We start from the raw sequence: 13,468 nt of genomic DNA on the forward strand, positions 1-13,468 counted from the left end.
GCACCACTGTCCACCCAAGCAATCATGACCCCGGCAAGCCCCCACGCGCCGCTCGCGGAGCGCCTGCGTCCGCGCTCTCTCGACGAGGTCGTGGGCCAGCAGCAGGTGCTCGGCCCGGGCAAGCCGCTGCGCCTGGCCTTCGAGTCGGGCCAGCCGCATTCCTGCATCCTCTGGGGGCCGCCGGGCACGGGCAAGACCACGATTGCGCGGCTGATGGCGCAGGCTTTTGATGCGCAGTTCATCAGCATCAGCGCGGTGCTGGGCGGCGTGAAGGACATCCGCGAGGCGGTGGAGCGCGCCCAGGCGGCGCTGGACGGCCTGATGCACCAGCGCACCATCGTCTTCGTCGACGAGGTGCATCGCTTCAACAAGAGCCAGCAGGATGCGTTTTTGCCGCATGTGGAAAGCGGCCTGTTCACCTTTGTCGGGGCGACGACGGAGAACCCCTCGTTCGAGGTCAATGGCGCGCTGCTTTCGCGCGCCACGGTGTATGTGCTGCAGCCGCTCACCCCCGAGGATTTGAAGGAAATTGTGGTCCGCGCGCAGGCGCAGCAAGCGCTTCCAGCTATCGAAAACGATGCAGTCGAGCGCCTCGTGGCCTATGCCGACGGCGACGCCCGGCGTCTGCTGAACACGCTGGAGCAACTGGCCGTCACGGCCGCGCAAGCGAGGGTGGAGCGCATCACCGAGGCCTGGCTGGTGCAGGTGCTGGGCCAGCAGATGCGCCGCTACGACAAGGGCGGCGAGCAGTTCTACGACACCATCAGCGCGCTGCACAAATCGGTGCGCGGCTCCGACCCCGACGCGGCGCTGTACTGGCTGGTGCGCATGCTCGATGGCGGCGCCGACCCGCGCTACCTGGCGCGGCGCATCGTGCGCATGGCCTGGGAAGACATTGGCCTGGCCGATCCGCGCGCGATGCAGATCACCAATGAGGCCGCGCAGACCTACGAGCGCCTTGGCAGCCCCGAGGGCGAGCTGGCGCTGGCCCAGGCGGTGCTCTACCTGGCGGTGGCGCCCAAGAGCAACGCGGGCTACGTGGCCTACAAGCGGGCGCGTGCCTTTGTCGACAAGGACGGCACGCGGCCCGTGCCGCTGCACCTGAGGAACGCCCCGACCCGGCTGATGAAGCAGCTCGACTACGGCAAGGGCTACCGCTACGCGCACGATGAAGAGGACGGCTTTGCCGCGGGCGAGACTTACCTGCCCGAGGGCATGGCGCCGCCCGGTTTCTACGAGCCGGTGGCGCGCGGGCTGGAGCTGAAGATTGGCGAAAAGCTCAGAGAGCTGCGCGCGCGCAATGCGGCGGCGGGCAAGACCGATCCCGCGCAGTAACGCGCTGGCCCGGCGCGCGAACGGCGCTCAGCGCCGCTGCCACACGGCGGCGAAGAAGCCGTCGGTTTGATGGCGGTGCGGCCACAGGCGCAGGTAGCGCTGGCCGTCTTCGCCGCCGGCGCACAGGCTCGCGGCCTGCTGCAGCTTCAGGTCCGCCAGCACTTGGCCGGCGGGCAGCGGCGCAAAGTCGCGCTGGCGGGCGCCAAAAGCCTCGGCAATCGCCTCGTTCTCTTCGGCCAGCAGGCTGCAGGTGGCGTAGACCAGCCGCCCGCCGGGTTTCACCAGCCGCGCGGCGCTTTCAAGAATGGCCTGCTGCTTGAGCGTGAGTTCCTGCACGCTGTCGGGGGATTGGCGCCATTTCAGGTCGGGGTTGCGCCGCAGCGTGCCCAGGCCAGAGCAGGGCGCGTCCACCAGCACGCGGTCCATCTTGCCGGCCAGGCGCTTGATGCGTTCGTCGCGCTCATGGGCGATGGCCGCGGGATGCACGTTGGACAGGCCGGAGCGCGCCAGCCGCGGCTTGAGCGCATCGAGCCGGTGCGCCGACACGTCCAGCGCGTACAGGCGCCCGGTGCTGCGCATGCTCGCGCCTATGGCCAGGGTCTTGCCGCCGGCGCCGGCGCAAAAGTCGGTGACCATCTCGCCGCGCTTGGCGTCCAGCAGCAGGGCGAGCAGCTGCGAGCCTTCGTCCTGCACCTCGATGGCGCCGCTGGTGAACAGCTCCAGCCGGTTGATGGCCGGCTTGCCCTGCACGCGCAGGCCCCAGGGGGAGTAGGGAGTTTCTTCCGATTCGATAGCTGCTTGCGCAAGCTGGGCCTGCGTTTGCGCCCGCTTTGCCTTCAAGGTGTTGACGCGCAGATCGAGCGGTGCGGGCTGCAAGAGGCTCTCGGCCAGCGGCCAGAAGTCCGCGCCCAGCTGGGCCTTGAGGCGCTCGGCCAGCCAGGCGGGCAGGTTGTGGCGCTCGGGCTCGAACAGCTCTTGCGGCGCCACCGCGTCGCAGTCGCGCAGCCAGGCCTTTTCCTGCGGCGAGAGCGCGCCGTCCAGAAAGCCGCGCGCGCCGGCAAAGCCGAGGATGGCCAGGCGCCGCTCGCGCGCGCCCGAGCCGCTGCGCGCCAGGCGCTCGAAGAGCAGCTTGCGCCGCAGCACGGCGTAGGTGGTTTCGGCCAGCGTGGCGCGCTCGCGCGGGCCGAACTGGCGCTGCGCGCGCAGGCTGCGCGAGACCACGGCGTCGGCCGGGTGCTCGAAGCGCAAGACCTCGCGCAGCAGCTCGGCGCAGGCATCGAGCAAGACTTTGGGGTGCATCAGATATCAGTCAAATACGGGGTTTGCGCTTGCCAGGCAAGCGCTGACAGCTAGTTTTGTGATAGCACGCGCAGGATGGCGCGCGGATAGATCAGGTGTTCCTGGCTGAGCACGCGCGCGGCCAGGGTGGCCGCGTCGTCGCCCGCAAGAATGGGCACCATTGCCTGCTCGACGATGGGGCCTACGTCCAGCTCGGCGGTCACCTGGTGCACGGTGCAGCCGGCAAAGCGGCAGCCGGCGTCGATGGCGCGCTGGTGGGTGTGCAGCCCGGTGAAGGCCGGCAGCAGTGAGGGGTGGATGTTCAGCAGCCGTCCGGCGTAGCGCGCGACGAAGCTGGCGCTCAGGATGCGCATGAAGCCGGCCAGCACCACCAGCGCCGGGGAGTGGCTGTCGATCAGCGTGGCGAGCTCGGCGTCGAAGGCCTCGCGCGTGGCAAAGCCGCCGTGTTCGAGCACCGCGGTGGCGATGCCGCGCTGGCGCGCGAAGGCCAGGCCCTTGGCGTCGGCGCGGTTGCTGATCACCGCCGCCACGCGCGCGCCGGGGTGCTCGTGCCAGCGCTCGCGCTCGGCAGCCTGCACGATGGCGGCCATGTTGGAGCCGGTGCCGGAGATGAGGATGACGATGTTGTGCATGCGCGCCCGATTATCCCCGGCGCATGCCCGCTGGCCGGCGCGCCGCGCCGCGCAAAAAAACAGCCCGCCATGGGGCGGGCTGCGGCTTCAGGCAGGCATGGGGTTTACTTCATGCTCACGCCGTAGAAGTCGTGGCGGCCGAAGGGGCTGAGCTTGAAGTCCACCACTTCCTTGCGCACCGGCTTGAGCTGCACCGCGTGGGCGATGGTGAACCAGGGCGCCTGCTCCTTGAAGATGACCTGCGCCTGCTCGTAGAGCTTGGTGCGCTCGGCCACGTCGGTGGTCTTCTTGGCTTTCTGGATCAGCGCTTCGAACTCGGGGTTGCAGAACTTGGCGACGTTGGAGCCATTGCTCTTGGCCGAATCGCAGCCCAGCAGATTGGCCAGGAAGTTGTCCGGATCGCCGTTGTCGCCAGTCCAGCCCAGCATGCCGGTCTGGTGCTCGCCGTTTTGCATGCGCTTGCGGTATTCGCCCCACTCGTAGCTCTTGATCTCGGCCTTCACGCCGATCTTGGCCAGGTCGGCCTGCATCAGCTCGGCGATGCGCTTGGCGTTGGGGTTGTAGGGGCGCTGCACCGGCATGGCCCAGATGTCGGTTTCCATGCCGCTGGCAAAGCCTGCTTCGGCCAGCAGCTTCTTGGCGGCTTCGGGGTCGTAGGGATCGTCCTTGATGGCGTTGTTGTAAGACCACTGGGTCGGCGGAATCGGGTTGGTCGCCGGCACGCCGGTAGACAGGTAGACCGCGTCCACGATGGCCTTCTTGTTCATCGCCATGTTGAAGGCCTTGCGCACGCGCACGTCGTCAAACGGCTTCTTCTGGGTGTTGTAGGCCAGGTAGCCGATGTTCAGGCCGGGTTGCTCCATGACGGTGACGTTGGCGTCCTTGCGCATCGCGTCCAGATCGGCCGGGTTGGGGTAGGGCATGACGTGGCATTCGCCCTTTTGCAGCTTGGCCCAGCGCACCGAGGCGTCGGGCGTGATGGAGAAGACCAGGTTGTCCAGCTTGGACTTGCCGGCCCAGTACTGGTCGAAGGCCTTGAAGCGGATGATCGCGTCCTTCTGGTACTGCTGCAGCTGGAAGGCGCCGGTGCCTATCGGCTCCTGGTCGATCTTCTCTGGCGTGCCGGCCTTGAGCATCGCGTCGGCGTATTCCTTGGACTGGATGGTGGCGTACTGCATCGCCAGATTGGCCAGGAAGGGCGCCTCGGGCGCATTCAGCGTGAAGCGCACGGTGTAGTCGTCCACCTTCTCGACGGACTTGAGCAGCTTGGGCATGCCCATGTCGTTGAAGTAGGAGTGGTTGGAGCTGGTCACCTTGAAGTAGGGGTTGTCCTCCTTCCACTGGCGCTCGATGGAGAACAGGACGTCGTCGGCGTTGAAGTCGCGCGTGGGCTTGTAGCTCTTGCTGGCGTGCCACTTCACGCCCTTGCGCAGGTGGAAGGTGTAGACCAGGCCGTCCTCGGAGATGTCCCATTTCTCGGCCAGGGCCGGCACGACCTTGGTGCCGCCGCGCTCGAACTGCACGATGGGGTCGTAGACCGCGGCGATGACGTCGAACGAGGTGCCGGTGGTGTTCAGGCTGGGCGCGAAGTTCTCGGGACTGCCTTCAGAGCAGTACACCAGGGTCTTGGCGGAGGCCGGCGTCAGAGCCATCAAAGCCGGCAGGGCCAGGGCGCACAGCAGTGCCGTGCGCGAGCGCCGTGCAGGGGGCAGGGGACGAAAGGTCATGCAGAGGTCTCCAGATAAAGAAGGGGCGGATCACGCCCATGAAGGAACGGGCAGCAGCTTGTGGACTGCTGGCCCGGCGGAGCATCCTAGCGGATGCGGTCGGCGCTCGATATCAGGGTTCATCCTTGGTCGCAGCGGCGATGTTCTGTGCTTCGAAACACGCGACCTGGCGCGCGTCGAAACTCTGTTGCGGCGGGCGCTCGGTGCGGCAGCGCTCGGTGGCCCAGGCGCAGCGTGTGGAAAACACGCAGCCCGCGGGCGGGTTCAGCGGCGAAGGCAGCTCGCCCTTGAGCACGATGCGCCGGCGCCCGCCGCCCGCAAGCCCCGGCGTGGCCGCGAGCAAGGCTTGGGTATAGGGGTGGCGCGGGCGCTCGAAGATGGCCTCCTTGCTGCCGTGCTCGACCACGTGGCCCAGGTACATCACCAGCACCTCGTCGGCGATGTGGCGCACCACGCCCAGGTCGTGCGAGATGAACAGGTAAGCCAGGCCCAGCTCGCGCTGCAGGTCCGCCAGCAGGTTCAGCACCTGGGCCTGGATGGAGACGTCCAGCGCCGACACCGGCTCGTCGGCCACGACCAGGCGCGGCTGCAGCATCAGCGCGCGGGCGATCGCGATGCGCTGGCGCTGCCCGCCGGAGAACATGTGCGGGTAGCGGTCGTAGTGCTCGGGGCGCAGGCCGACGCGCGCGAGCATGGCGCGCGCCGCGTCACGGCGCTCCGCCGCGCTCAGGCGGGTGTTGATCTGCAGCGGCGCCTCCAGGATCTGGCCTATGCGTTTGCGCGGGTTCAGCGAGCCATAGGGGTTCTGGAACACCAGTTGCACCATCTGGCGCAGCCGGCGCCGCTCTTCGGGACTGGCGTGCACCGCGTCCATGCCGCCCAGCCGCAGCGTGCCCGCAGTGGGCGGCTCGATCAGCGTGACCATGCGCGCCAGCGTGGACTTGCCGCAGCCCGACTCGCCCACTACCGCCAGCGTCTTGCCCGGCTGGATGGAAAAAGACACGTCGCTCACCGCATGCAGGCGCGCCGGCGGGCGCAGCAGGCCCTGGGGAATCTGGTAGATGCGCTGCAGCTGGTGCGCTTCGATCACCGCGCCGCTGTCGGCGCGCCGGGGCAGGCTGGCGGGCGCGTTCATGCCAGGTCCTCGGCCATGGCGGGAAAGCGCGCGTGCAGCTCGGTCAGCTCGAAATGGCAGCGCACCGCGCCGCCCTCCAGCGGGCGCAGCAGCGGGCGGCTCTGGCATTCGGGCTGGGCGTAGCGGCAGCGCGGTGCGAACAGGCAGCCGCCGGGGCGGTCGTTCAGGCCCGGCACCATGCCGGGGATGGTGGCCAGGCGCGTGCGCCCGAGGTTGCGCTCGGGCAGCGCCGCCATCAGCGCTTCGGTATAGGGGTGGCGCGGGTCGTCGAACAGGCGCTCGGCGCTCTGCTCTTCCATCACCTGGCCGGCGTACATGACGGCCACGCGCTGCGCCATTTCGCGCACCACGCCCATGTCGTGGGTGATCAGCACCAGCGCCATGCGGCTGCTGCGCTGCAGCTCGCGCAGCAAGTCCAGGATCTGCGCCTGGATGGTCACGTCCAGCGCCGTGGTGGGTTCGTCGGCAATCAGGAGCTTGGGGTTGCAGGCAATCGCCATGGCAATCATCACGCGCTGGCTCATGCCGCCCGAGAGCTGGTGCGGGTAGGCCGCCAGCCGCCGCTCCGGCGCGGGAATGCCCACTTGTTCCAGCAGCTCGATCGAGCGCCGGCGCGCCCCCGCGCGGTCCAGCCCCAGGTGCAGCTTCAGGGTTTCGGCCAGTTGGTAGCCGACGGTAAAGCAGGGGTTGAGGCTGGTGGTCGCGTCCTGAAAGATCATCGACAAATGCTTGCCGGTGAGGCGCCGGCGCTCATGCTCGGAGAGCTTGAGCAGGTCGTGCCCGTCGAACACCAGGCGATCGGCCCTCACGCGCCCGGGGTAGGCGACCAGGCCCATCAACGCCATCATGGTGACGCTCTTGCCCGAGCCCGATTCGCCGACGATGCCCAGCACCTCGCCCGCGTCCACATGCAGGCTCACGCCGTCCACCGCGTGCATGCTGCCCTGATGCGAGGGAAACTGCACCGAGAGGTTTTCGATTTCCAACAATGCCATGGATCTTGCGCGCCTTGCCTTGAGCGTTTGTGCCGGGGGGCGCCTAGCGTTTGAGCTTGGGGTCGAGCGCGTCGCGCAGGCCGTCGCCCAGCAGGTTGAAGGCCAGCACCGTGACCAGGATGGCCACGCCCGGGAAGGTCACCACCCACCAGGCGCGCATGACGAACTCGCGCGCATCGGCCAGCATGGTGCCCCATTCGGGCGCGGGCGGCTGCGCGCCCAGGCCGAGAAAGCCCAGGGCCGCCGCGTCCAGAATGGCCGAGGAAATGCCCAGCGAGGCCTGCACGATCAGCGGCGCGGCGCAATTGGGCAGCACCTCGCGAAACATCAGGCGTGCATGCCCCGCCCCGCCCATGCGCGCGGCGGTGACGTAGTCGCGCGAGGTCTCGGCGATCACCGCCGCGCGCGTGATGCGCACATAGTGCGGCAGCACCGTGATGGCCACCGCCAGCATCGCGTTCACCAGCCCGGGCCCGAGGATGGCCACGACCACGATCGCCAGCAGCAGGCTGGGCAGGGTCAGGATGATGTCCATCAGGCGCATCACCGCGATCTCGAAGACGCCGCGAAAATACCCCGCCAGCAGCCCGAGCACCGTGCCCACCAGCACCGACAGCGCCACCACCGCCAGGCCTATGGCCAGCGACAGGCGCGAGCCATGGATCAGGCGCGAGAGAATGTCGCGCCCGATCGCGTCCGTACCCAGGATGTGCGCCCAGCTGCCGCCTTCCTGCCAGGCCGGCGGAATCAGGAACACGTCCGGGTTGGTCTGGTTGGGCGCATACGGCGCGATCCACGGCGCAAACGCGGCCAGCAGCAGCACGCCCAGCACGATCAGCAGGCCCGCCACCGCGCCGCGGCTGGCGCTGAAATAAGCCCAGAATTCGCGCGCCGGGCTCAGCGGCTCGGCCACGGGCTCGGTCGACAGGTTGGCGTTGGCGCCCAGGGTGGAAGTGCCGGCTTTCATCGTTGATGGCGCACGCGCGGGTTGATGATGCCGTAGGTGATGTCCACCAGCAGATTGACCGCCATGACCACCGTGCCCAGCAGCAGGATGCCGCCCTGCAGCACCGGGTAGTCGCGCCGGCTGATCGCCTCGATCAGCCACTTGCCCACGCCCGGCCAGGAGAAGATCGTCTCGGTGAGGATGGCGCCGGTGAACAGCACGCCCACCTGCAGCCCGATGATGGTCACCACCGGAATCAGCGCATTGCGCAGTGCATGCACGCCGACCACGCGCACCGTGGACAAGCCCTTGGCGCGGGCGGTGCGGATGTAGTCCTCGCCCAGCACCTCGAGCATGGCCGAGCGCGTCATGCGCGCTATCACCGCCAGCGGCACGGTGCCGAGCACGATCGCCGGCAGCACCAGATGGCCGAGTGCCGAGCCAAAGGCGCCGGGTTCATCGGCCAGCAGCGTGTCGATCAGAAAGAAACCGGTGGTCGGCTCGATGAAATACTGCACCGAGATGCGCCCCGACACCGGCGTCAGGTCAAGCTGCACCGAAAACAGCAGGATCAGCAGCAGCCCCCACCAGAAGATGGGCATGGAGTAACCGGTGAGCGACACGCCCATGACGCCGTGGTCCAGCCAGGAATTGCGCTTGACCGCCGCAATGATGCCCGCCGGTATGCCTACCAGCAGCGCAAAGACGATGGCGCACAGCGCCAGCTCCACCGTGGCCGGAAAGAGCTGCCCGAACTCCTGGAGCACCGGCGCCTGGGTGATCATGGACTTGCCCAGGTCGCCCTGCAGCACGCGTGCGATGTAGATGCCGTACTGCACCAGCACCGGCCTGTCCAGCCCGTATTCCTTGAGCAACTGCGCGTGGCGCTCGGGGTCTATGCCGCGCTCTCCGGCCAGGGTCTCGATCGGATCGCCCGGTACCAGCCGTATCAGGATGAAGGCCAGCAGCGTCATGCCGATGAAGGTCGGCACGACCAGACTCAGGCGCGTGAGCAGAAAACGAAGCATGTTCGAGACCGGGACGGCTTCTTCGTGGGAGGCCGCCTGGCAAAAGCATCCGTGGGGTGAAGCTCTGATTGTTCCGCACGCCGCAGGCCGTTTTCGTGCGTTTTCGGCGGGGTTATCCCGGATGGCACTCAGGCAGCGCTTGTGCTTGGGGGCGGTGCGCTGAGGCCAAGCGCGCGGAAATGCGCCCGGCGTGGTATGCGGGCGATGGCGCGTTCCGGCCAGAGCGCATTTCCCAATCGTCTAGACTCTGCCCGGCTGGGAACAGTCGCGCGGCGCGGTTCCGGCCAGAGCGCATTTCCCAATCGTCTAGACTCAGGCCGCGCTCCACGATCTCATTGCACAAGTTCCGGCCAGAGCGCATTTCCCAATCGTCTTGACTGCAGCCGCATACACGTTCTCTTGCGAATGGGTTCCGGCCAGAGCGCATTTCCCAATCGTCTAGACTAAAACGGCCGCGCGCGTCACCCCGCCTTCGGTTCCGGCCAGAGCGCATTTCCCAATCGTCTAGACTTTCACGCGCCCGATGAAGTCGCTTGCTTGGGTTCCGGCCAGAGCGCATTTCCCAATCGTCTAGACTTGCTCGACGTGCACACCACACCGGTCGAGGTTCCGGCCAGAGCGCATTTCCCAATCGTCTAGACTTGCTCGACGTGCACACCACACCGGTCGAGGTTCCGGCCAGAGCGCATTTCCCAATCGTCTAGACTTGCCGGCGCGCGAGTGGATGAAGCGCTAGTGGTTCCGGCCAGAGCGCATTTCCCAATCGTCTAGACTGCATGTCGGACAAGGTGGTCAGCGCGGCGTGTTCCGGCCAGAGCGCATTTCCCAATCGTCTAGACTTTCCAGCAGCGGCACCACGTAGTCGGCTCGGTTCCGGCCAGAGCGCATTTCCCAATCGTCTAGACTCAATAGCGGCAAATCGACCGAGGATTTCATGTTCCGGCCAGAGCGCATTTCCCAATCGTCTAGACTAAGCGCGTGACGGCGGGCGACGTGGTGTTGGTTCCGGCCAGAGCGCATTTCCCAATCGTCTAGACTCGCAGCAGGTGAAGATCAATGGCCGCTGGCGTTCCGGCCAGAGCGCATTTCCCAATCGTCTAGACTCTGCGGCAGACCGCGCAATACAACCAGCGCGGTTCCGGCCAGAGCGCATTTCCCAATCGTCTAGACTAGGGCGCAATGTGGCAAGCAAGGGCAAGCTGTTCCGGCCAGAGCGCATTTCCCAATCGTCTAGACTAGATAATCAATATACCCCTTAGATAAAGTAGTTCCGGCCAGAGCGCATTTCCCAATCGTCTAGACTGCTCGCAGTCTTCGATGTACCCCGCCGCTGGTTCCGGCCAGAGCGCATTTCCCAATCGTCTAGACTGACGTGCTGGTGAACTCCAGCGCGTCGCCCGTTCCGGCCAGAGCGCATTTCCCCCAATCGTCTAGACTCAGTTCCGCCTCGGAGGGTCCGCCGGCCTGGTTCCGGCCAGAGCGCATTTCCCAATCGTCTAGACTCGACGTCGATCGTGTTGTCTTCCTCGCGGAGTTCCGGCCAGAGCGCATTTCCCAATCGTCTAGACTGGCGTCGCTGGTGCGCAGCCGCGCGGCATTGTTCCGGCCAGAGCGCATTTCCCAATCGTCTAGACTGATACGGCTCAACTGCTACATCAACGCCAGGTTCCGGCCAGAGCGCATTTCCCAATCGTCTAGACTCGAGCGCCTGTCCTTCGTGCAGGTGCTGGGTTCCGGCCAGAGCGCATTTCCCAATCGTCTAGACTAAATACGCAGACGGCTGGAGGGCCGTATAGTTCCGGCCAGAGCGCATTTCCCAATCGTCTAGACTTTGCGCCCTGCACGGACAGTGGTGCGGTCGGTTCCGGCCAGAGCGCATTTCCCAATCGTCTAGACTAAGTAGCTTGGATGAGTCACTCTTTATTAAGTTCCGGCCAGAGCGCATTTCCCAATCGTCTAGACTCCATTGTTCCTGCAGAAGAAACTGCCCAAGGTTCCGGCCAGAGCGCATTTCCCAATCGTCTAGACTGCGCCCGTACTGGCTGCATATCAAGCATGAGTTCCGGCCAGAGCGCATTTCCCAATCGTCTAGACTTGCCGCGTGCGCGTCCCATGCGTCTGCCGCGTTCCGGCCAGAGCGCATTTCCCAATCGTCTAGACTGGCGGGCCTGGGCACGTTGATCGTGGGCGAGTTCCGGCCAGAGCGCATTTCCCAATCGTCTAGACTGACGGGGCTTGGGCGGTTGCGGGGTGGTCAGTTCCGGCCAGAGCGCATTTCCCAATCGTCTAGACTATGCGAACCTAGTCAGAATCAGCAAAACGTGTTCCGGCCAGAGCGCATTTCCCAATCGTCTAGACTGGCCCGAGCGGTCGCTGGCCAAGAACTCTGGTTCCGGCCAGAGCGCATTTCCCAATCGTCTAGACTCACAACAAGGCGGGCAACCTAGCCCGCCATGTTCCGGCCAGAGCGCATTTCCCAATCGTCTAGACTGTCCGGCGATCAATCATTTAACCCTTCAACGTTCCGGCCAGAGCGCATTTCCCAATCGTCTAGACTCCGTTCGGCGCGGCGCAGGATGCCCGCGCAGGTTCCGGCCAGAGCGCATTTCCCAATCGTCTAGACTTTATGCGCTCGATTGGTATGGCGCCAGTGCGTTCCGGCCAGAGCGCATTTCCCAATCGTCTAGACTATATCTTTCTGCTACATCAATTCTTCTAACGTTCCGGCCAGAGCGCATTTCCCAATCGTCTAGACTTTCGCAGATTTGCGCGCACGCCTCGCGCTCGTTCCGGCCAGAGCGCATTTCCCAATCGTCTAGACTCACCAGCAAGACGCTCCATGCGCTGCTTGAGTTCCGGCCAGAGCGCATTTCCCAATCGTCTAGACTAGCAGGAGGCAGAGGCATGAACACGCTACGGTTCCGGCCAGAGCGCATTTCCCAATCGTCTAGACTAGCGCTGACAAACGGTTGGTCAAAGAAGTTGTTCCGGCCAGAGCGCATTTCCCAATCGTCTAGACTCTGACAGCGAAAACCCCCTGATTTTTCAGGGGGTTTTTCGCTTTTGGAGCTCTGAAAAGCACGTGATGTGGCTAGAAAAGGTTGAACTGATCAGGCGTTTTGTTGGTCGGTTGGCGGGTCCGCCCGTGAAAGCTGATGATGCGTTCGTACTGCTTGTCGGTGAACAGCAGGATATTGACCTTGCCACCTTGAGGCAAGGCGGCTTCCACGCGCTTGCAGTAGGTTTCGATCTGTGCCGGGCTGGTGCACATGCGCATGTACACGCTGAACTGGCTCATCGCGAAGCCGAGGTCCAGCAGCTTGTTGCGAAACTCCGTGGCGGCCTTGCGTTCGGCCTTCAGCACCACGGGCAGATCAAACATGACCACCATCCACATCAGCCGGTAACCCGTGAGCATGGGGGTGCCCCGCGTGTCGTCATTCGCCCTGCAATGTGTTGGCCAAGGCCAGAGGCAGACCAGGCAGCGGCAGATCTGGTTTGACGCGCTCACCCAAGTAGATCTGAGCGATGGAGGTTGCGAGTTTTTGGGTGCAGACCGTGACCGGCGTAGCTCCAATGTCGCTTTGCATGTCGTCGTACAAGGTGCGCACCAAGGCGCGCTTGGCCTCGGGAGTGACTTCGCGCTCTTCGTTGCGCCACAATTGCCAGACCTTCAGATCGATGATGGGGCGAAAGGGTTCCATCAGGTCGTCCACCAACCGCATGGCGTTGTTGTCGTGGCTGTGATGCAGGCCGATGCCGGGGTGCAACCCGGCGGCGATCACAGCGCGGGCCGTCGCCGCGCGCAGCACGGTGTAGCCGTAGTTGAGCAGTGCATTGCGGCCGCCGTCGTTCTGGTCGCGCCGGAAGTCGTCGCCAAAAAGCAGGCTCCAGTAGCGGCGCGCGCCTTGGGCTTCCATGTTGTCCGGGTCACCACTCTTTACCTTGCGCGCCAGGGCCAGTAGCGGCGCGGTAGGGGCGCCCGTGGCTTCCAGCGCCGCTGCCTGCTGTTCGAGCTTGGCGCGTACGACAGCGGCCCACAGGCGTTTGTGGGTTGGTTGGCTGGCGGCGATTTGCGCCTCGATGCGTTTGGATTGCTCGAAGTTGCCCTCGATCGGAAGCAACATGCCTACCGTGTTGTGATTCGCTGCGCACAGCACAAAGGGCGCGCCGCGCTCAGCCAGTGCCACCAACAAATTGTTGGTGTAGGACAGGCCGTGCGCATTGGCAATCACTGCCGCGATGTCATCCAGAGGAATCTGCCCCAGCTCCTTGCGCTCGCCCTCGGTGTCTTGCACCACTAGAAAGCCGCGATGCATGAACAGGTGGCGCCGGTCGTCGGCCACTTCCACGATGCGGCCCAGCATGGTG

Annotated in this window: 10 protein-coding genes and 1 CRISPR repeat array; of the genes, 1 reads left to right on the forward strand and 9 read right to left on the reverse strand. The window is 65.4% G+C overall.

Annotated features, from left to right (window positions below; translation table 11 throughout):
• Positions 1-24: 24 nt before the first annotated feature.
• Positions 25-1,335, forward strand: a complete 1,311-nt coding sequence (locus KUD94_RS02290) for a replication-associated recombination protein A (RefSeq protein WP_218238297.1) — start codon at positions 25-27, stop codon at positions 1,333-1,335.
• A gap of 27 nt (positions 1,336-1,362) precedes the next feature.
• Here KUD94_RS02290 and KUD94_RS02295 read toward each other — a convergent pair whose 3' ends face one another.
• The 9 genes from KUD94_RS02295 to cas1 form a co-directional block, all read right to left on the reverse strand.
• On the reverse strand, positions 1,363-2,634 hold the full coding sequence (locus KUD94_RS02295) for an RsmB/NOP family class I SAM-dependent RNA methyltransferase (RefSeq protein ID WP_218238298.1): 1,272 nt from the start codon (positions 2,632-2,634) through the stop codon (positions 1,363-1,365).
• A 50-nt stretch (positions 2,635-2,684) separates the two neighbouring features.
• Positions 2,685-3,266, reverse strand: a complete 582-nt coding sequence (purN, locus tag KUD94_RS02300) for a phosphoribosylglycinamide formyltransferase (RefSeq protein WP_218238299.1) — start codon at positions 3,264-3,266, stop codon at positions 2,685-2,687.
• Positions 3,267-3,370: 104 nt separating this feature from the next.
• Complete coding sequence (locus tag KUD94_RS02305; protein ID WP_218238300.1) at positions 3,371-4,993, reverse strand: ABC transporter substrate-binding protein; 1,623 nt, start codon at positions 4,991-4,993, stop codon at positions 3,371-3,373.
• A gap of 112 nt (positions 4,994-5,105) precedes the next feature.
• Complete coding sequence (locus KUD94_RS02310) at positions 5,106-6,128, reverse strand: dipeptide ABC transporter ATP-binding protein (RefSeq protein ID WP_218238301.1); 1,023 nt, start codon at positions 6,126-6,128, stop codon at positions 5,106-5,108.
• The gene (locus tag KUD94_RS02315) at positions 6,125-7,123 is read right to left on the reverse strand and encodes an ABC transporter ATP-binding protein (protein ID WP_218238302.1); all 999 of its coding nucleotides are present in this window, start codon (positions 7,121-7,123) and stop codon (positions 6,125-6,127) included. The genes KUD94_RS02310 and KUD94_RS02315 overlap by 4 nt, the downstream gene beginning before the upstream one ends.
• 43 nt (positions 7,124-7,166) lie before the next feature.
• The gene (locus KUD94_RS02320; RefSeq protein WP_218238303.1) at positions 7,167-8,090 is read right to left on the reverse strand and encodes an ABC transporter permease subunit; all 924 of its coding nucleotides are present in this window, start codon (positions 8,088-8,090) and stop codon (positions 7,167-7,169) included.
• Positions 8,087-9,097, reverse strand: coding sequence for an ABC transporter permease subunit (locus KUD94_RS02325; protein ID WP_218238304.1), 1,011 nt, complete (start codon positions 9,095-9,097; stop codon positions 8,087-8,089). The genes KUD94_RS02320 and KUD94_RS02325 overlap by 4 nt, the downstream gene beginning before the upstream one ends.
• A gap of 211 nt (positions 9,098-9,308) precedes the next feature.
• Positions 9,309-12,117: a CRISPR direct-repeat array (repeat unit 36 nt; unit sequence GTTCCGGCCAGAGCGCATTTCCCAATCGTCTAGACT).
• Positions 12,118-12,188: 71 nt separating this feature from the next.
• Positions 12,189-12,479, reverse strand: a complete 291-nt coding sequence (gene cas2, locus KUD94_RS02330; protein WP_255568970.1) for a CRISPR-associated endonuclease Cas2 — start codon at positions 12,477-12,479, stop codon at positions 12,189-12,191.
• A 55-nt stretch (positions 12,480-12,534) separates the two neighbouring features.
• Positions 12,535-13,464, reverse strand: coding sequence for a type II CRISPR-associated endonuclease Cas1 (cas1, locus tag KUD94_RS02335; RefSeq protein ID WP_218238306.1), 930 nt, complete (start codon positions 13,462-13,464; stop codon positions 12,535-12,537).
• Positions 13,465-13,468 lie beyond the last annotated feature (4 nt).

It is taken from the genome of Comamonas sp. NLF-1-9, from assembly GCF_019195435.1.
GTDB lineage: Bacteria > Pseudomonadota > Gammaproteobacteria > Burkholderiales > Burkholderiaceae_C > Comamonas_C.